We start from the raw sequence: 18,601 nt of genomic DNA on the forward strand, positions 1-18,601 counted from the left end.
AACATGACCGATACACCAGAAAATCGAGTAACAGTCAGCGAACGCGCTGCCAAGCGCATTGCCAAAATATTGTCGAACGAGGCCGAAGGCAGCATGCTCAGGGTCAGTGTAGAAGGTGGCGGCTGCTCCGGGCTTCAATACAAATACGACGTCGTCGACAGTAACGAAGACGACGATTTTGTCATTGAAAATCCAGGAGCGATCGTTCTGATCGATACGGTATCGCTTCAGTATATGGAAGGATCGGAGATTGACTTCGTCGACGATCTGATCGGACAGTCTTTTCAGATAAACAACCCCAACGCGGTCGCCGGGTGTGGCTGCGGCACCAGTTTTACCATTTGACCTGAGCGCACACGTGTTTCAAGGCCGGAGTCTCCGGCCTTTTTCTTACATGAGGCAAATCGAACGATGAGAATCGCGACCTGGAACATCAACGGCGTCAAGGCACGTATCGATACGGTTCTCGAGTGGTTGAAGGAAACGTCGCCGGATGTTGCCTGTCTTCAGGAAATCAAATCGGTCGACGAGAATTTTCCGCGACAGCCCTTCGAGGATCTCGGCTACAACGTCGAAACCCACGGTCAAAAGGGTTTCAACGGGGTCGCGCTGTTATCCAAGCAACCGCTCGAGGACGTCGAACGCAGGCTTCCCGGCGACGATGGTGACGAACAGGCGCGTTTCATCGAAGGAGCCGTTTCGAGCGACAAAGGTGTCATTCGCTTTGGATGTCTCTATCTTCCGAATGGCAATCCGCTCGGAAGTGAAAAATTTCCCTACAAGCTGGCCTGGATGGATCGTCTGATCCCACATGCCGAAAGGCGGCTTCGCGAAGAAAACGCCTATTTGCTCCTTGGCGATTACAATGTAATTCCGGATCCGATTGACGCAAAAAACGCGAAAAACTGGCTGGACGACGCGCTCTTTCAACCAGAGAGCAGACAACGTTTCAGAGCGCTGACGAACCTCGGTTTCACAGAAGCCGTGAGAGCGTGTACCGAAGCAGCGGAGACATATACTTTCTGGGACTATCAGGCTGGTGCCTGGCAGAAAAACAATGGCATCCGCATCGATCACATCCTGCTGTCACCGCAAGCCACGGATCTGATATCCGGATGCGGCATAGACAAGCATGTTCGCGGGTGGGAAAAGCCGTCCGACCATGTGCCGGTCTGGGTCGAGCTGGCAGCTTGAGCCCGGAAACTGCGCACGTTTGCATCTCGTCGATTTTCATCCCCGGAAACTCGTATACAACGACGCGGACCGGCGTCCTACTTGCGGTAAACCTTCTGCATGATATTGTTTGAGACCATGGGATAACGGTAGGCCATCTCCAGTCCGCACCGGCAAATAGCGGACAAAAGCACTATCCGGCGTCGCTCGTTGAGGCCGGAGCTTCTTATTTTTGCTGTTTTGTCAGAGCCTTAGCAGCAACGGCGTTTTTAGGCGGAGTATGTCTCGCTTCTGTTGCCAGTGCCCAAAGTATCTCGTGCACCTGTCGATACCAGGGTGAGGATTACGGTCTGGGCGAATCCATTTGCCTGAAAAGCCCGAATGGTTCGAAAATGGCGACATGCGCCATGGTGCTCAACAACACGTCCTGGCAACTCAGCAACGCCCCCTGCCCGCTGTCGCAGCTAAGTCCGGCTTCCGTAGAGCAGGTCGAAAATGCGACACCCCTGCCAGCTGGCGACAAAACAAAGCCAATGCCAGTCAGCCCGGGATAGGCCCAAGCCTTCATTTGGGGTTGTCGTTCTGTCTGTTCTATTGAAAAACGAAAACTCTACTGTGTCTTGAGTTTCTGCGCGGTAAGCATGTCAGGCCGGTTCTGTTCGATCCAGCCGTCGGCAAGCGAGCGGGCTCTCTCACGTACATGCTCTGGTGACACAGCAAAATATTGCTCATGCATGGTGTGGATCCAGTCGGCTTCCGAGCCCACAGCCTGTTCCCTGGCCACCGTCAACCACATCAGTCCACGCGCTTTCTTCTTTTCCGAAGACCCTATGTTGTAAAGAGTTTCACCGAGCCGTGCTTGTGCCCCGACATGCCCCTTGAGCGCCGCCAGATTGTACCAGCGCACGGCCATACGGCTGTTGTTGTCCTGATACATCTGACCCAGTTCATATTGCGCCTCCGCATCACCGAAGTAAGACGCGGCATGTGTGAAAATCTGACGCGCACGCGCTTCGTTTTTCGGAACAGTTCCGTCGATTCCATTGAGATAATACGTGCCGAGAGCAACAAGTGCACTGGAAACAAAGGGGGCATCAGGTGCGCTCGGGCTGTCGTCGCCATGCTCGCGGACAATCTGGCTGTAGTATTCGAACGCCCTCAGGTCGTCTTCCTGGACACCGTCGCCCTTGGAGTACATTTCTCCAAGTTTCCACGCTGCCATGGGCTGTCCGTTTTCAGCAGCATATTGCAAGGAATTAAGCGCTTCGACCTTGTTGCCCGAATAATACTGGCGAGCGCCCTCACGCAATGCTTCGGTAGGAGACAGATCCTGCGGTCCAATCGAAACGTTCGGTGCTGGCTGTCCGTCAAAAGCGGCGGCCGGTTCGGCGAGACCCAGAAACAGCAGAGAAGAGAACATGACTGTCCGCATTCCCGAGCCGCCCAGTCTCGAAACCTTCTTTCGCATACCTGTCACACAATTACGCACAGTACGATATTCACCGCTGTGCCGTTGGTCGTTGACGGCATTTATTGTTGTTCGCGCCTCGCGCATTTCCTGTCTCTTCATACCGTCGGCCACGACCTGACGGTTCTTTTTTTTCACGGTCTAACGTGGCCAATCAATTCGGCCTAAGTTGGGCCATTCTTGGTCCAATTAAGACCATTTGCGGGATTCTTCCTCTCGTGGCCGCTCGGCGATCAATGCATACATCAATCGCTGGACAACCGGACTTTAGCGTAACGGTTGCTGCTCAAACATGGCTGAACATGGGCAATATCTTCATTCAGCCCTTTCAAACGGGACTCTGTCTGCGAGTGTTGCCGAATTGGCACAATTCTCACACCGCCAGGGCATCCCTCCGCAGTAAATTCAACCACATCGAAGTTGTTGATCAGTTTCCGGGTTGGAAGGTTCATCTGGTCTGTTGAAAACGTTGCCTTTATGGCAAAATCCTTTGCCGTTCTGCATTTGTCCTTCAAACTTGGTTATGATTCGGTGTAGGTACCAGCGCTGAACCTCTACAACAGAGCTACGAACCCATTCAGGCGAGACGGAATGAGCGCAAAAGACGATCTATTTGCTGGAAATGCGGCGATATCGGCACCTTTGAACGAGCCGCCGACAACACCTGCACCTCAAAAAGCGCGCCCGACATCACCTGTTTCGGTTCCGGATGACTATTCGGCCGCCGACATTGAAGTCCTAGAAGGCCTGGAGCCCGTTCGGCGGCGTCCGGGAATGTACATTGGCGGCACGGACGAAAAAGCCCTTCACCATCTGTTTGCCGAAGTAATCGATAACTCCATGGATGAGGCGGTCGCAGGGCATGCTACATGGATCGATGTTTCGCTTTCAAACGACGGATTCCTGACAATCGTCGACAATGGTCGTGGCATACCGGTTGATCCGCACCCCAAGTTCAAGGACAAGTCCGCGCTCGAAGTCATCATGACCACGCTGCACGCGGGCGGCAAATTCGACAGCAAGGTATACGAGACTTCCGGCGGATTGCACGGGGTCGGCGTGTCCGTCGTCAACGCCCTGTCCGAGGAGCTGGTCGTCGAGGTTGCCCGCAGCCGAAAACTATACCGGCAGACGTTCCGCAGAGGCCAACCACAAGGCCCTCTTGAGATGGTCGGCGACACGCAGAACCGACGTGGCACGCTGGTACGTTTCAGGCCTGATGATCAGATCTTCGGCAAGGGGGCAAGGTTCCTGCCTGCCCGTTTGCACAAGATGGCGCGCTCCAAGGCCTATCTTTTTGGCGGTGTCGAAATCCGCTGGCATTGTGCACCCGACATGATATCGGAAAAGGATCCGACACCGGCCGAGGCAGTGTTTCATTTTCCAGGTGGGCTGAAGGATTTTCTTTCCGAGCGCCTGACAAATGAACGCCGCGTCGTTGACGAGATTTTTGCCGGCCGTACCGACAAGACCGGCAAGCACGGTTCCGTCGAATGGGCCGTCAACTGGTTCGCTGGTGATGGCTTCGTCAATTCCTATTGCAATACCGTGCCGACACCGGAGGGTGGCACACACGAAGCGGGTTTCAGATATGCGCTGCTGCGCGGTCTCAAGGCATATGGCGAACTGACGAGCAACAAGAAGGCCAGCATCATTACGGGAGACGACGTGATGACGTCCGCCGGTGGAATGCTTTCGGTCTTTATTCGTGAACCCGAATTTGTCGGTCAGACCAAAGACAAACTTGCCTCGAACGAAGCCACCCGTGTGGCTGAAACCGCAGTGCGAGACGCATTCGACCACTGGCTTACAGCTTCGCCGAACCAGGCGAACAAATTGCTGGAATGGGTCATCGACCGAGCCGAGGATCGCCTGCGCCGGCGCCAGGAAAAAGACGTTGCGCGCAAAACGGCCGTCCGGAAACTTCGCCTTCCAGGAAAACTCGCGGATTGTTCTGCCAACCAGTCCGACGGCACGGAACTGTTCATCGTGGAGGGCGATTCGGCGGGCGGCTCAGCGAAGCAGGCGCGCAACCGCTCAAATCAGGCAATCCTGCCGCTGCGTGGAAAAATTCTGAATGTCGCCAATGCAGGCCGGGACAAGCTCGTCGCGAACCAGCAATTGGCGGATCTCATTCAGGCCCTCGGTTGCGGTACAAGATCGCAGTACCGGGAAACGGATCTGCGATACGAAAAGATCGTCATCATGACCGACGCGGACGTTGATGGTGCCCACATCGCGTCGCTTTTGATCACATTCTTTTACCGCGAAATGCCAGAGCTCATTCGAGGAGGCCATCTTTTTCTGGCGGTCCCTCCCCTTTACAGGCTCAGCCAGGGCGGCAAAACACTTTATGCCCGCGATGACGCGCACAAGGACGAGTTGCTCGAAACAGTTTTCAAGGGAAAATCAAAAGTCGAGATCGGCCGCTTCAAAGGCCTGGGCGAGATGTTACCGGCCCAGCTGAAGGAAACGACGATGGATCCGTCGAAACGCTCCATGTTGAAGGTCGATGTGGATGAGGCTGATATTGGCACAACGAACGATGCCGTTGAAAGACTGATGGGTAACAAACCGGAAGCGCGATTCCGGTTCATTCAGGAAAATGCGGAATTCGCGGATGATCTTGACATCTAGATTCAACAAAAGCCGTGTATGACTTTGCTCAGCCGTGAAAAAAGATCTCACGCATTCAATCTTTCAGGATACCAAACTGGTAACCCGGGAAGCCGTACATTTGGAATGCCGGCATGGCAGACATCTGATTTGATGGCACCACAGCGCAGTTACGTTAGGTAAAGCATCATGCAAATCCAGCGTAAGTAACCGTCACTCTCAGATTTTCTGTCGGCACATGAGGTCACAGGTACAGAAGTCCGGCAACTCATTTGGAATGTCACTTTGGATCTTACTGAGTCATGTTGTGCCCTTCAGCATCACTCCTGGAAGTGCTTTGACGCTGCAATATTAACTGAGATCGCAATTCTAGCGCGGAATTACTCGATTTTCTTGACATTTTACCTCTTCGGCGCATTGACACTGGGGCACATGAATGTAGTGTGTGCGCACGTTGGCACCAATGGTTTCCTAAGTGTCGCCGTCTAACAATCACAACATCCGGGCAAAACGCTCTATGTCATTTGATACTCTCGGTCTTAGCGAGAAGGTCCTCGCTGCAGTTGATGCGGCAGGTTATAAGGAACCCACAGCCATTCAGGCAGGAGCGATCCCGCAGGTTCTGGAACGGCGGGATATTCTCGGCATCGCGCAAACAGGCACAGGCAAAACTGCCAGTTTCACGCTGCCCATGCTGACTCTTCTGGAAAAGGGCCGCGCCCGTGCGCGCATGCCCCGGACACTCATCCTGGAGCCGACCCGTGAACTCGCGGCGCAGGTTGAAGAAAATTTCGAAAGATACGGCACAAATCACAAGCTGAATGTCGCATTGCTCATCGGCGGTGTTTCCTTTGCGGATCAAGACCGGAAACTCGATCGCGGCACAGACGTCCTGATTGCGACGCCCGGCCGTCTTCTGGATCATTTTGAACGCGGCAAATTGCTGCTTCAGGGCGTAGAGATCCTCGTTATCGACGAAGCCGACCGTATGCTGGATATGGGTTTCATCCCGGACATCGAGCGGATCTGCAAGTTGATCCCGTTCACGCGCCAGACATTGTTCTTTTCGGCAACCATGCCGCCGGAAATCCAGCGTCTCACAGACACGTTCCTGCAGAACCCGGCACGGATCGAAGTCGCGCCGACAGCTACGACAGCCGAAAACGTCAGCCAGCACCTCAAGGCATCTCCTTCAAAGGATTACGAGAAGCGCGCAGCGTTGCGCGATCTCCTTGAAGGCGCTGAAGACCTCCAGAACGCAATTGTCTTTTGCAATCGCAAGCGCGATGTTTCGACGCTGTTCCGCTCTCTTGAACGCCACGAATACAATGTCGGCGCACTCCATGGAGATATGGATCAGCGCACACGCATGATGATGCTGGACAATTTCCGCAAGGGGAATATCAAGCTTCTTGTCGCAAGTGATGTTGCCGCACGTGGCCTGGACATCCCGGAAGTGAGCCACGTTTTCAACTTTGATGTTCCGATCAACGCCGAAGACTATGTGCACAGGATCGGTCGTACCGGCCGTGCCGGACGCAGCGGTGCTGCATACACGCTTGTTACTGGCGAAGACAAAAAATACCTGGAAGCGATCGAAACTCTCATCAAACAGTCCATTGAGTGGCTGGGTGAGCCGATCGACTTTGAAGCGGCCGCGAAAGAACGCAAGGCAAGACGCAAAGGCGGCAAAAGCGCCAAGAGCGAGTCGAGCAACGATAATGACGCGCCGCAGGCAAAAACCTCCGGACGTCGCCGTTCGCAATCCAAACAACGTGAAACCGTATCCGAACCCAGCCAGGAGCAACAGGACGCCTTGACCCCAGCATCTGTTTCTGAACTTCCGCAAAAGGCAGTCAACAAAAAGCCCAAAAGCGGGAAGCATGAACCGGCTTTCGGTGCTGGCGTTCACATCCCGGCATTCCTGCTGCGGGAACCTCGCCCAAAAAAAGCATCGTAACGTAACTTTTAATGCGGGATATGTCTTAAGCTTAACCGCTCCTTAAAACTTCCAGTCGAGTTTGGGACCTAGATCTTGCGGCCGTGTGGGGCGGATTCGCAAGGCTAAGGTGAGAGAAGTTTTATGTCGGAAGAAGACGACCATAAGAGGACCATCCAATATGGTGAGTCCGCAATCAGCTATATAAAAAAGAACACATTACCTGCTTACCCGCGTTCTTACGAACTTTGGTACACCTATTCTGCTGGATATAATCAGGGCCTGAACCGCGCCGTAAATGATACGATAAAGGACAAAGGCCGCATCAGCACTGACGAAATGCTGAACCTTTATGGACGGTTTCTGTCTCCGACACGTCTCGGCGACCGGCTTGACGAAGTAGGCTCAAGAGTTTCCAGGGAAGTCGAGGAGCTGATCGACTCGCTGAAACTCAGTGCAGATGCAACTTCGGATTACGGCAGTGCGCTTGAGCAGGCGGGAGAAAAGATCAAGGGTGTCGCCGATCCAAAGAAACTTCAGCTTTATGTAACTCACCTTGTCAAATCCACACAAAATGCAGTTGCATCCAACCGGAAACTAGAAAGCCAGTTGCTGGAGTCCAAAAAGCATATCGAGAATTTGCAGTCTTCGCTCGAAGCCATTCGTTACGAGTCCTTGACCGACGAGCTAACGACACTCAACAACCGAAAACACTTCGAAGTCTCGCTTGAAAAGATTATTGAACAGTCCAAGGAAAGCGGTCGAGGTTTTGCCTTGCTGATGACTGACATCGACCACTTCAAGAAATTCAACGACACCTACGGCCACCAGACGGGCGATCAGGTGCTTCGTCTCGTCGCGCTCGCAGTCAAGCAAAACATCAAAACACAAGACGTTGCCTGCCGATATGGTGGTGAGGAATTTTCAATCATCTTGCCGCAATCCGAACTGGAGGAAGCTGCGGAAATCGGCGAACGGATACGCTCGGCAGTCATGTCCAAGGAACTGGTCAAACGCTCAACCGGTGAGAACCTCGGTCGCGTGACGATCTCGGTTGGAATCGCAACGTTCGACACATTGGACACAGGGCACTCTATCGTATCCCGTGCCGACGAAGCACTTTATGCCGCCAAGAACGCGGGCCGTAACCTGGTCAAGACGGAAATAGATCTGCAAAGGTCCGGTGATAGCGAAGAAAATGTAGCTTAGCCTGCAAACTGAGATGGTCCGGTCAGAGCTACATTCGTGAAATGGCTCGTCCGGCTTTCCGCCACTCTCATTGCGTTGCGTTCAGTCCCATTTGCCAGAAATCACTCTCCAGACGACACGCCTTTTCAAACAGCGACAAGACGCGTGGGTACCGGGCGGTTGTCAGGACCTGTTCACCGGTTGTATCAAACCAGGCCTCAAAACCATCTGCCAGGCCCTGGTACCCCTCCCCGGCATACTCCTGGATCCACCGTTGATACGGGTTTTCAGGAACGTCGCTCCCGGCCAATTGAAGGCGTTTACCGATTTCGGCGTAGCCAAGAACGCAAGGTGCAAGCGCGGCCTGGAGATCCAGCAAGTCTCCTGACATACCGGCATCGAGAACAAAGCGCGTATAAGCCATTGTCGGTGTATCTTCCGAAGCGAGTTCAATTTCCTCCCGTCGCATCCCCCAGCGTCCGCAGATTTCGATGTGAAGCTCGAGTTCAACGTCAAGGATGGCTTTCACACCCTCCAGCGAGTGACGCATATCGGAGATTGCCGGACTTTTGTAAATGCCAAGCGCATATGCCCGGGCGAACTGGATCAGGAACAAGTAGTCCTGGACAAGGTAGTGTTTGAAACATTCGAGCGGCAATTTCCCACTGCCAAGCTGCTCGACAAAAGCGTGCTTGGTGTAATCTTGCCATTGCGGCGCGGCATCAACCTTGAGCCGTTCAAACAGGTTCATTGAGATCTCTTGGGAGGGAGTTTGTCCGCTTGCAGCTTTACCGCGCCAGCTCATTTACATCTGCTGCCTGAAGCGAAACAGACTCGCCACAGCCGCAAGCAGATACTTCGTTCGGGTTCTTGAAGACAAAGCCAGACCGGAATTTGGTGACCTCGAAATCCATTTCCGTGCCAAGAAGAAACAGCACGGCAGAGGGATCAACGAAGAGTTTTGCGCCCTTGTCCTCGATCACGTCATCGCCCGGCTTGGCATCTTCCACCAGGTTCATGGTGTATTCCATTCCGGCACAACCACCTTTTGTGATTCCGACACGCAAGCCAGCGGCGTTCTCGTCCGTGTTTTCGACAAGTTCCCTGACACGCTCTGCGGCAGCGTCAGTCATGGTCATGACCTGGAATTTTCCACCGGAAGCCATTCAGTCCTCGCTAAGCGTCAACTATCCAAAACCTGATATAGGTTGTCAGCTTATCGGATAAAAGGTTTCGAACTCAATACCAGTTAAGGGCGACTTTCGCCTCGTCCGACATGCGATCCGGTGTCCATGGCGGATCGAACACCATATCGACATTGACCGGGCCGACGCCGGCAACTGCCGAAACAGCATCCTGCACCCAACCAGGCATTTCACCGGCAACAGGGCAACCTGGTGCTGTGAGGGTCATGTCGATGTTGATCGACCGGTCATCTTCGATATCGACCTTGTAGATCAATCCCAACTCATAGATGTCACACGGGATTTCCGGATCGTATACCGATTTCAGCGCGCCGACGATATCAGTCGTCAGGCGGTCGAGTTCGTCAACAGGAATGGCGCTTTTGGCAGTGACTTCGGCCTGAAGTTCCTCGCCATCCGCACCCGTGTCTATCGTCGTCGCGTTTTCCATCTTGGGTCCGTCCTTACCCGAAAAAGCTCTGTGCCTTCAAAAGAGCATCATACAACGCGTCAACTTCTTCGCGCGTGTTATAAAGCCCGAAACTTGCCCGACATGTAGAGGTTACACCATATCTTGCCAAGAGCGGCTGTGCGCAATGCGTGCCCGCTCTGACTGCAACCCCTGCCCGGTCGATAATCGTGGCAACATCATGTGCGTGCGCACCCTCGATCTCGAATGAAACGATCGCGCCCTTGCCCGGTGCCTCACCAAAAATCCTGAGGGAGTTGATTTCCCTGAGTTTCTGGTGAGCGTAGTCTTTCAGGTCCGCTTCGTGGCGTGCGATGTTCTCACGCCCGATTTCATCCATGTAGTCCAGCGCAGCGCCCAGTCCGATCGCCTGAACGATGGGCGGTGTACCGGCTTCAAACCGGTGCGGAGGATCATTATAGCTGATTGCCTCTTCGGTAACGTCGAGGATCATCTCACCGCCGCCATTGAACGGTCTCAAAGCATTCAAGCGTTCAGGCTTGCCCCAGAGCACACCGATTCCAGACGGACCATAAACCTTGTGGCCAGTGAAGACGTAGTAGTCGCAGTCCAGATCCTGGACATCGACCGGCAAATGCACTGCAGCCTGGCTGCCGTCGACCAGAACCGGGATGCCGCGCTCATGCGCAATCCGGCAAATCTCCTTTACGGGGACCACCGTCCCAAGCACGTTCGACATGTGCGTGATGGCGACCAGCTTGGTGCGGTCGCTCAGCGTATCGACAAATGCGTCCAGATCGAAGGAACCATCTTCCCTGACATAGACCCATTTCAGCTTCGATCCGTGCCGTTCTCGATGAAAATGCCAGGGTACGATATTGGAATGATGCTCCATTATGGAGATCACGATTTCATCGCCTTCGCCAAAATAGTCCGGACCAAGGCCGTAGGACACCAGGTTGATCGCTTCCGTGGTCGACTTTGTGAAGACGATCTCGTCGACTGATTTGGCGTTCAGGAAACGACGAACCTTTTCCCGTGCCGCCTCATAATTGTCAGTGGCCGTATTGGACAGGAAGTGCAGGCCCCGGTGCACGTTGGCATACTCTTCGGAATAGGCCCTGGTTACGGCATCTATGACAGCCTTCGGTTTTTGCGCGGACGCACCGTTGTCCAGATAAACGAGTGGCTTTCCGTAAACCTCCCGCGAAAGGATCGGGAAATCACGCCGGATCGCCTCGACATCATAGCCGGACGTCTGTGTCATGTCTTGTGCAGTCGCGACCGTCATTCGGCACTGCTCCTTATTTTCAATAGGCCGGCAAGCGACCTAGTGACTTGCAAGCCAGTCGCGTACGCGCGCTTCCAGCCCTTCCGTCACATCGTCTTCGCCATATTCCTCAATCGCTTCAGAAAGAAACGCGAGCACCAGCAGCGTTTTCGCTTCAGCCTCGGGAATGCCACGAGCACGTAGATAAAAAAGAAGGTCCTCGTCAATCTGTCCGCTGGTCGCACCATGCGCACAGATTACGTCGTCGGCAAAAATTTCCAGCTCGGGCTTGTTTGCCATTTCCGCTTCTTCGGAAAGGAGCAAGGCCTGGGTCATCATTTCACCGTCGGACTTTTGGGCATGCTGGGCAACATTGATGCGCCCCTGGTAGACACCCTTGGCCCGACCGTCGAGTACCGTCTTGAAGAACTCGCGACTGTTGCAATGCGGAACCGCGTGATCAACGATCAGCGTCTGATCGGCCAGATCATCGCGACCAACCATCGTGACACCGTAAATCTTCGCCTCGGAATTCTCTCCAACGAAATTGATGAACTGCTGGTTTCTGGCGAATTTCGGACCGGCCATGAAACCCAGTGACCTGAATTCCGCTTCCGCACCGATGGTTGCGATGGTCGTGAGCAGTCGCGCTGAATCGCAATTGCCAACGATAAGTCGTGTCGCTGCAAGATGCGCCTTGTCGGCTATGTCGTAGTCAAAGACGGAATTGACCTCGCCCTCCGCCGTATCGCCGATGAAGGTCTCAAGCAAATGCAGGCTTGCGCCGGCCCCCGCTCTCACCTTGATCCGGGTTGCCTGTGCGCCGGAAGACGCGGCGACCTGTACCAGTTCGACCGGCTTTGATACGGCTGCACCCTCGGCGACATCGACAATCACGCCACCTTGAACAAACGCGGTGTTGAGCGCAACGACGCCATCATTCTGTCCCGATTTGGGGGGCGCAAGCAGCTGTGCGCCGTGCTCACCTGAAAGAGCGTCGTTCAGATTTGTTACCGTTACACCCTCAGTTGCCAATGCATCGACGTCAGACAACGTCGGCAGATATGAACCGTTGGCAATGACGATCCTGTACCGCTCCAGTCCACCGAAAAGGTCTTGATCTTCAAGAATGGCCTGAACACGGGAAAGATCTGCTGCAGTTGCGAGCAGCGCAGCGGCTTTCATGAAGGCGCGCAGATCGGAATACTTGTATTCTTCAACCCGGCGGTGCGGCAGTCCCCGATCGCGAAGCTGGTCGACGGCCGCCTCGCGAAGTGCGGAGACAGCAACCGACCCCGCCAAGGCCTCTCTGGCGCTCTCAAAGCGGTCGAAAAGATCGCTTTCAGCCTGAGTGTGTTTAATGGGCACGCTGGCATTCATGTCGCGTTACTCCCTCAGGCTGCCGCATCGACGTAATCTGCATAACCGTTCTTTTCCAGCTCCAGCGCCAGATCCTTGTCGCCTGTCTTGACGATGCGGCCCTTGGAAAGAACATGAACGACATCCGGAACGATATGGTCAAGCAGACGCTGGTAGTGCGTGATCACCACCATGGCGCGCTCCGGCGAACGCAGCGTGTTGACACCTTGCGACACGATACGCAGCGCATCGATGTCGAGACCTGAATCCGTTTCATCGAGGACGCAGAGCTTCGGCTCCAACAGCGACATCTGCAGAATTTCAGCCCGCTTTTTTTCACCGCCCGAGAACCCGACATTGAGCGGACGCTTCAGCATGTCCATTGAAACGTTGAGATGGTTGGCTGCCGCCTTAACCCTTTTCATGAAATCCGGGATCGACAATGCATCCTCACCCCGCGCCTTGCGCTGCGCATTCATCGCCGTCTTCAGGAACTCCATGGTCGCGACACCCGGGATCTCGATCGGGTACTGGAACGCCAGGAACATGCCGGCGGCCGCACGTTCGTCGGGGTCCATGTCCAGCATGTTTTCACCGTTGAACAGTACTTCGCCTTCGGTGATCTCATAGTCGTCCTTGCCTGCAAGAACATAGGACAACGTTGACTTTCCCGATCCGTTCGGCCCCATGATGGCGTGCACTTCGCCCGGATTGACAGTCAGGTTGACGCCGCGCAGGATTTCCGTTTCGTCTTCCGCAATGCGGGCGTGAAGGTTTTTGATCTCAAGCATTCTTCTACTCGTCGGTTCATATCCAAGCGGCAGTTTTAGCCGCATTAACTGGCTGGGCTGGTTTCAGATCTCCGAAGCGCTAAACTTTTGGGTCACTTCGATCAGCCCTACGATCTTGCTATTGAATTCTTCCAGTTCCTCGGCAGGCACCCAGAGTTCCTCGTGTTGACGGCCGCAAACGATCTTCCGATCGAATTTCGAAACGTAGTCCGCATTGACATCAAAACGCGTCACATATCCTTGGCGGGAGCCGTGTTTCGTATTCCAGTCCCGGGCAATTTGCGCGGCATATTCCTCATTGGTCACTGGATAGAAAATCGGCTGTTCTGGCAGACGTGGCGGGAATGGCTCCCAACCGCTGTCTTCGATAAGCTTCAATTCGTCCGGTCCGACCGGTCGGTAAAACGTCACGGTTTTAGACAAGAGTTTACCCCACAGATCCTTCCAGGCTGATCGAGATCAGCTTCTGCGCCTCGACAGCAAATTCCATCGGCAGTTGCTGGATGACATCCTTGACGAAACCGTTGACAATCAGTGCAACCGCTTCTTCTTCTGACAACCCCCGCTGCAGGCAATAGAACATCTGGTCGTCCGAAATCTTGGAAGTCGTCGCCTCGTGCTCGAATTGTGCGGATGCATTCTTGCTTTCGATATAGGGCACGGTATGAGCGCCGCAGTCCTGTCCGATAAGCAGCGAGTCGCACTGGGTAAAGTTGCGTGCGTTCGACGCCTTCCGGTGCGCAGAAACCAGTCCGCGATAGGTGTTCTGTGATCGGCCTGCAGAGATCCCTTTGGAGATAATCCGGCTGGAGGAATTCTTTCCCAGATGGATCATCTTGGTACCGCTGTCGACCTGCTGATAGCCGTTGGAAACAGCGATGGAATAGAACTCGCCGCGCGAATTTTCGCCGCGAAGAATACAGGACGGGTACTTCCAGGTGATCGCGGAACCGGTCTCGACCTGTGTCCAGGAGATCTTCGAGTTCTTGCCGCGGCAATCACCACGCTTGGTGACGAAATTGTAGATACCGCCTTTGCCGTCCTTGTCTCCAGGGAACCAGTTCTGCACCGTGGAATACTTGATTTCCGCATCATCGAGCGCAACAAGTTCGACAACAGCGGCATGCAGCTGGTTTTCGTCACGTTGCGGCGCCGTGCAGCCTTCCAGATAGGAAACGTAGGACCCTTTTTCGGCAATGATCAGCGTACGTTCGAACTGTCCGGTATTCTGTTCATTGATGCGGAAATAGGTCGACAGTTCCATCGGGCAGCGAACACCTTCCGGGATATAGACGAAGGATCCATCGGAAAAGACGGCCGAATTCAGCGTCGCGTAGAAATTGTCGGTAACCGGAACCACGGAACCGAGATACTTCTTTACAAGGTCCGGATATTCCCGCAGTGCCTCAGAGATCGAGCAGAATATCACCCCGGCCTTCTTCAGCTCTTCCTTGAAGGTTGTGACGACGGAAACCGAATCGAAGACGGCGTCGACCGCGACGCGGTTTTTCGGCTCCACACCGGCCAGTATTTCCTGCTCTGCAAGCGGAATACCGAGCTTTGCATAAGTTTCCAGGAGCTCTGGGTCGACCTCATCAAGGCTCTTCGGGCCCTCGACGGATTTCGGCGCCGCCCAGTAATAGAGATCGTCGAAATCGATCCTGGGATAGGAAACACGTGCCCAAGTCGGCTCTTCGAGCTGCTTGAAACGGCGCAGCGCGTCGAGACGCCATTCCGTCATCCATTCCGGTTCGTTCTTTTTGGCAGACAGAAAACGGACGGTCTCTTCCGAAAGACCCTTTGCGCCTTTTTCCGACTCGATGTCGGTTACAAAGCCGTATTTATACTGGTCAACATCGATGGCTTTCACCTGATCGATGGTTTCCTGTACAGCTGGCATCCCTTGCCTCCATTTGACGGGCACCACGCCCGTTTCTTGATCATTCAGCGCGCAGGATCATTTTCTTCCTGCGCCATTACTCAGGCGGTTTCCCGCCGAACTATCCGGTCACGCCGCCTCGTGGCGCGCGTCGGGATTGAGCCTGTCGATTATCTTCGGCCAGACATCAAGAAAGCCGGCGATGTCTGCGCTGGAAGTGTTCCAGCCCAGACTGATCCGTAAAGCGCATCGCGCAAGGCTCTCTTCCACACCCATTGCGGTCAGCACATGCGATACCGAAACTTTCCCGGAAGAGCAGGCAGATCCGGACGAAACAGATACGCGCTCCAGATCAAAAGCGATCAATGCAGTTTCGGCGGGAATGCCAGGCACGGCAAAACAGCATGTATTTGCAAGACGGTCGACATTTTCACCGAAAATCACCGTTGACGGACAAATACTTCGAAGCGCTGCTTCCAGCTGGGTCTTCAGATCAAGCACATGGCGCGTTTCGGATGTCTCTTCAAGTGCTTCAATTGCCGCAGCACCAAATCCCGTGATTGCAGCAACATTTTCCGTTCCACCCCTGCGCCAGTTCTCCTGACCGCCTCCAATCATCAACGGAGAAGGAGCCCGCGCAGTTGAACGAACGACAGTCGCACCAATTCCCTGGGGCCCGCCGATCTTGTGAGCGGAGAGCGTCACAATATCGGACTGCCAGGCCTCCATATCTATCTTGATGCGTCCTGCCGCCTGCACAGCGTCCACATGGAAAAAATGGCCGCATTCACGCGCAGCCGCGCCGATTTCCGCGACCGGTTGAATGACGCCGGTCTCGTTATTCGCAGCCATGACCGACACCAATCCCGGTTCTGCATCTTTCAAGACTTCCTTCAGTTCCTGAAGCTGCAAGACGCCATCGCAATCCACTGGAATGACGACCTGGTCGGCGACAGCGAACCTTCCACCAGTCAAAACCGATGAATGTTCGACCGCGCTTCTGTAGAGCTTGTCGAGGTAGACTGGAGCGCCCTGGTCCTGCCATACCGGCGAAAGCGCCGTCATGTTGGCTTCCGTGCCACCTGAAGCAAATGTGACAGCCCTGGTTTTTTCGCCGCAAAGCCGCGCAACGTGCTCTCTTGCTTCTTCTATCCGGCCGCGCGCCCGGCGCCCGTGTGCATGCACCGAAGACGCGTTCCCCGTGTCGTTCAACACCTCGATCATGGTCTCGCGCACACCGGCACGCAAAGACGTACCGGCGTTGTGATCGAGATAAATCGGGTCTGATCGACGTGACATGAGCCCTCAAAAGTCAAGATCGACGGTTTCACTGCATCGAAAATTCACTGAAATGCCAAGCACATGTTCGAAAAACTTGATATTTTCCGCTGTGATGACGATAACACCTCCCAACCGGTCGAACCGAGCTCGCCTGCCTTTTGGGGGGTGGTGCAAACTTTCGAATAATTCTAAACAGGGTTCTAGAAACTTGGAGGCTAAGAGTCAAGTTTAGACTTACGGGAAACCACGTAGACAGAACTCCAATTCCCGCGCCCGCCCAACGTGGCGCGACAAAATGACAAGGACATAGCGCTTCATGCCTGAGGTGATCTTCAACGGTCCCGCCGGCCGGCTCGAGGGCCGGTTCCATCCCGCGAAAAAACGCAACGCACCAATTGCCCTGGTTCTGCATCTGCATCCGCAATTCGGCGGTACAATGAACAACCAAATTGTCTACCAAATGTATTACATGTTCGCGCGGCGCGGATTTGCTGTCCTTCGGTTCAATTTTCGCGGCGTGGGCCGGTCTCAGGGCACATTTGATCATGGACAGGGTGAATTGTCCGACGCGGCCGCGGCACTCGATTGGGTGCAGACTGTTCATCCAGATGCTCGTGCCTGCTGGATCGGCGGATTTTCTTTCGGCGCTTGGATCGGTATGCAGTTGCTTATGCGCCGTCCCGAAGTCGAGGGCTTCATTTCAGTCGCTCCACCGGCGAACCTGCATGATTTCTCGTTTCTTGCCCCCTGCCCTTCTTCAGGTCTGATCATTCATGGTGACAACGACAAGGTTGTCCCGCAAAAGGATGTCCAGACCCTGGTCGACAAGCTGAAAACCCAAAAAGGCATTGTGATCGATCACGAGACAATCCCCGGCGCCAATCATTTCTTTGAAAACGACATGGACGATTTGCTCCAGCGCTGCGGTACCTACGTCGATGGCCGCCTGGGACTGACACCCGAAGATCACATCAACATAGACTGATTGTTCTTTTGGAGAGCCCGCCTGTCAGGCGGGCTTTTTTGTTTATGCAACGAGAAGCGAATTCATCAGAAAATATTGTGATCCGGCCAGCCGGACGAGATGACCTGCCAGGCATTCTTTCGCTTTATCACGACCTCAACGCGGAAGACCTTGATGCGCCTCTATCTCTCAAGGAAAGAACATTCATTCAAATGCTGGCACAGCCAGGTCTGAGCATATTGCTGGCTCTGCTTGACGGTGAACTTGTTGCGACTATCACCGTGGTCGTCGTGCCGAACCTGACGAGAGGTTGCGCCTCTTACGCACTGCTTGAAAACGTTGCCACGCTGTCTTCCTGTCGCGGCAAGGGTATCGGGGGTCGGTTGCTGGCGGAAGCGATTGACCTTTGCTGGAAGGCAGACTGCTACAAGATCATGCTGATGTCAGGGTCGCAAAATCTGCGCGCCCACCGGTTCTACCAAGCCCGGGGTTTCAAAACGACCAAGACCGGCTTCGAACTAAGGAAACCTGGCTACGCGGTACGAAAAATTCGCTGACTACAACAATTTTCACGGTCAGTTTTGAATCCCCCTGACCACCGTGATAGATATTGGAGCCGACCAAAACGAAAAATATGCGCCGCGATCAACCTATTGTATGCCATTCATCAAGAGAGGCCTCGCTGGAGCGACCCAGCGAACGAAACCACATTTCCAGGTTGAGCGCAGCCCAGGCAACCTCGCGTTCGCGCCTGCTCATACTTTCCGGTTTACGCGCCTTGTCGACAAAATCGCGTCGAACGATCTGATGGTTCTCGAGATGACCATTTTCGAAAATCTCACCGTGAGCGTTGAGCAACGCATTGTACCAAGCATGTACGGGCGGTTCGAAACCGCGCTTCGGCCTGTTCAAAATCTCGTCTCCCAAGAGATCTCGAACACTTTCCTTCAACAAGTGCTTGGGAGGCAATTGATCGTCACGAGCATGTTTTCTGAGTGAATAGGCCCGCGTTTTCTAGACGCCCTCGGCTTTCATTTTCTGCTGTCGTTCGAACTCTAT

18 protein-coding genes are annotated in these 18,601 nt (G+C 54.3%); 7 read left to right on the forward strand and 11 right to left on the reverse strand.

Going from position 1 to position 18,601, the window contains the following annotated elements; all coding sequences use genetic code 11:
- Nucleotides 1-3 precede the first annotated feature (3 nt).
- Nucleotides 4-345, forward strand: coding sequence for an iron-sulfur cluster insertion protein ErpA (erpA, locus tag LA5095_RS27110; RefSeq protein ID WP_029065530.1), 342 nt, complete (start codon nt 4-6; stop codon nt 343-345).
- Nucleotides 346-411: 66 nt separating this feature from the next.
- Nucleotides 412-1,194, forward strand: coding sequence for an exodeoxyribonuclease III (gene xth / locus LA5095_RS27115; protein WP_029065529.1), 783 nt, complete (start codon nt 412-414; stop codon nt 1,192-1,194).
- 589 nt (nt 1,195-1,783) lie between these two features.
- On the opposite strand, the gene LA5095_RS27125 is transcribed toward xth, so the two are convergent.
- Nucleotides 1,784-2,641: a tetratricopeptide repeat protein gene (locus LA5095_RS27125; protein WP_082442940.1), complete on the reverse strand. Its 858-nt coding sequence runs from the start codon at nt 2,639-2,641 to the stop codon at nt 1,784-1,786.
- A gap of 591 nt (nt 2,642-3,232) precedes the next feature.
- Between LA5095_RS27125 and parE the strand changes: the two genes are divergently transcribed.
- The 3 genes from parE (at nt 3,233) to LA5095_RS27140 (ending at nt 8,405) form a co-directional block, all read left to right on the forward strand.
- Nucleotides 3,233-5,278: a DNA topoisomerase IV subunit B gene (gene parE / locus LA5095_RS27130; RefSeq protein WP_055120768.1), complete on the forward strand. Its 2,046-nt coding sequence runs from the start codon at nt 3,233-3,235 to the stop codon at nt 5,276-5,278.
- 496 nt (nt 5,279-5,774) lie between these two features.
- On the forward strand, nt 5,775-7,217 hold the full coding sequence (locus LA5095_RS27135) for a DEAD/DEAH box helicase (RefSeq protein ID WP_055120769.1): 1,443 nt from the start codon (nt 5,775-5,777) through the stop codon (nt 7,215-7,217).
- A gap of 318 nt (nt 7,218-7,535) precedes the next feature.
- Nucleotides 7,536-8,405 carry a GGDEF domain-containing protein gene (locus tag LA5095_RS27140; protein ID WP_208992879.1) on the forward strand — a complete coding sequence of 290 codons (870 nt, stop codon included), beginning with the start codon at nt 7,536-7,538 and terminating at the stop codon, nt 8,403-8,405.
- A gap of 67 nt (nt 8,406-8,472) precedes the next feature.
- On the opposite strand, the gene tenA is transcribed toward LA5095_RS27140, so the two are convergent.
- From tenA to LA5095_RS27185, 9 genes are all read right to left on the reverse strand, one after another.
- Nucleotides 8,473-9,135 (reverse strand): thiaminase II, encoded by a 663-nt coding sequence (tenA, locus tag LA5095_RS27145; protein WP_055120774.1) that lies wholly within the window; start codon nt 9,133-9,135, stop codon nt 8,473-8,475.
- A 37-nt stretch (nt 9,136-9,172) separates the two neighbouring features.
- Nucleotides 9,173-9,550, reverse strand: a complete 378-nt coding sequence (gene sufA, locus LA5095_RS27150) for a Fe-S cluster assembly scaffold SufA (protein ID WP_055120775.1) — start codon at nt 9,548-9,550, stop codon at nt 9,173-9,175.
- A gap of 73 nt (nt 9,551-9,623) precedes the next feature.
- Nucleotides 9,624-10,019, reverse strand: a complete 396-nt coding sequence (locus tag LA5095_RS27155) for an SUF system Fe-S cluster assembly protein (protein WP_055120778.1) — start codon at nt 10,017-10,019, stop codon at nt 9,624-9,626.
- Between the two features lie 13 nt (nt 10,020-10,032).
- On the reverse strand, nt 10,033-11,289 hold the full coding sequence (locus LA5095_RS27160) for a cysteine desulfurase (RefSeq protein WP_055120779.1): 1,257 nt from the start codon (nt 11,287-11,289) through the stop codon (nt 10,033-10,035).
- A gap of 39 nt (nt 11,290-11,328) precedes the next feature.
- Nucleotides 11,329-12,648, reverse strand: coding sequence for a Fe-S cluster assembly protein SufD (gene sufD, locus LA5095_RS27165; RefSeq protein ID WP_055120780.1), 1,320 nt, complete (start codon nt 12,646-12,648; stop codon nt 11,329-11,331).
- 14 nt (nt 12,649-12,662) lie between these two features.
- Nucleotides 12,663-13,418, reverse strand: a complete 756-nt coding sequence (gene sufC / locus LA5095_RS27170; protein ID WP_055120784.1) for a Fe-S cluster assembly ATPase SufC — start codon at nt 13,416-13,418, stop codon at nt 12,663-12,665.
- 63 nt (nt 13,419-13,481) lie between these two features.
- Nucleotides 13,482-13,841, reverse strand: coding sequence for a hypothetical protein (locus LA5095_RS27175; RefSeq protein ID WP_055120786.1), 360 nt, complete (start codon nt 13,839-13,841; stop codon nt 13,482-13,484).
- A gap of 4 nt (nt 13,842-13,845) precedes the next feature.
- Nucleotides 13,846-15,318, reverse strand: a complete 1,473-nt coding sequence (sufB, locus tag LA5095_RS27180; protein ID WP_055120788.1) for a Fe-S cluster assembly protein SufB — start codon at nt 15,316-15,318, stop codon at nt 13,846-13,848.
- Between the two features lie 108 nt (nt 15,319-15,426).
- Nucleotides 15,427-16,596, reverse strand: a complete 1,170-nt coding sequence (locus LA5095_RS27185; RefSeq protein ID WP_055120790.1) for a cysteine desulfurase family protein — start codon at nt 16,594-16,596, stop codon at nt 15,427-15,429.
- Nucleotides 16,597-16,894: 298 nt separating this feature from the next.
- Here LA5095_RS27185 and LA5095_RS27190 point away from each other — a divergent pair, with 298 nt between their 5' ends.
- The gene (locus LA5095_RS27190) at nt 16,895-17,563 is read left to right on the forward strand and encodes an alpha/beta hydrolase (RefSeq protein ID WP_055120792.1); all 669 of its coding nucleotides are present in this window, start codon (nt 16,895-16,897) and stop codon (nt 17,561-17,563) included.
- 77 nt (nt 17,564-17,640) lie between these two features.
- On the forward strand, nt 17,641-18,099 hold the full coding sequence (locus LA5095_RS27195) for a GNAT family N-acetyltransferase (protein ID WP_158510444.1): 459 nt from the start codon (nt 17,641-17,643) through the stop codon (nt 18,097-18,099).
- Between the two features lie 88 nt (nt 18,100-18,187).
- Here the strand turns inward: LA5095_RS27195 and LA5095_RS27200 are convergent, their stop codons facing one another.
- Nucleotides 18,188-18,511 (reverse strand): asparagine synthase-related protein, encoded by a 324-nt coding sequence (locus LA5095_RS27200; protein WP_082442931.1) that lies wholly within the window; start codon nt 18,509-18,511, stop codon nt 18,188-18,190.
- Nucleotides 18,512-18,601: the final 90 nt, after the last annotated feature.

This window comes from Roseibium album (assembly GCF_001404515.1).
Taxonomy (GTDB): Bacteria; Pseudomonadota; Alphaproteobacteria; order Rhizobiales; family Stappiaceae; genus Roseibium; species Roseibium album.

Coding starts and splice junctions, on each gene's coding strand:
- LA5095_RS27135 (WP_055120769.1), top strand. CDS start 5,775: ATGTCATTTGATACTCTCGGTCTTAGCGAGAAGGTCCTCGCTGCAGTT.
- sufA (WP_055120775.1), bottom strand. CDS start 9,550: ATGGCTTCCGGTGGAAAATTCCAGGTCATGACCATGACTGACGCTGCC.
- LA5095_RS27125 (WP_082442940.1), bottom strand. CDS start 2,641: ATGCGAAAGAAGGTTTCGAGACTGGGCGGCTCGGGAATGCGGACAGTC.
- LA5095_RS27160 (WP_055120779.1), bottom strand. CDS start 11,289: ATGACGGTCGCGACTGCACAAGACATGACACAGACGTCCGGCTATGAT.
- sufB (WP_055120788.1), bottom strand. CDS start 15,318: ATGCCAGCTGTACAGGAAACCATCGATCAGGTGAAAGCCATCGATGTT.
- LA5095_RS27185 (WP_055120790.1), bottom strand. CDS start 16,596: ATGTCACGTCGATCAGACCCGATTTATCTCGATCACAACGCCGGTACG.
- xth (WP_029065529.1), top strand. CDS start 412: ATGAGAATCGCGACCTGGAACATCAACGGCGTCAAGGCACGTATCGAT.
- sufC (WP_055120784.1), bottom strand. CDS start 13,418: ATGCTTGAGATCAAAAACCTTCACGCCCGCATTGCGGAAGACGAAACG.
- LA5095_RS27140 (WP_208992879.1), top strand. CDS start 7,536: ATGCTGAACCTTTATGGACGGTTTCTGTCTCCGACACGTCTCGGCGAC.
- parE (WP_055120768.1), top strand. CDS start 3,233: ATGAGCGCAAAAGACGATCTATTTGCTGGAAATGCGGCGATATCGGCA.
- erpA (WP_029065530.1), top strand. CDS start 4: ATGACCGATACACCAGAAAATCGAGTAACAGTCAGCGAACGCGCTGCC.
- tenA (WP_055120774.1), bottom strand. CDS start 9,135: ATGAACCTGTTTGAACGGCTCAAGGTTGATGCCGCGCCGCAATGGCAA.
- LA5095_RS27155 (WP_055120778.1), bottom strand. CDS start 10,019: ATGGAAAACGCGACGACGATAGACACGGGTGCGGATGGCGAGGAACTT.
- sufD (WP_055120780.1), bottom strand. CDS start 12,648: ATGAATGCCAGCGTGCCCATTAAACACACTCAGGCTGAAAGCGATCTT.
- LA5095_RS27190 (WP_055120792.1), top strand. CDS start 16,895: ATGCCTGAGGTGATCTTCAACGGTCCCGCCGGCCGGCTCGAGGGCCGG.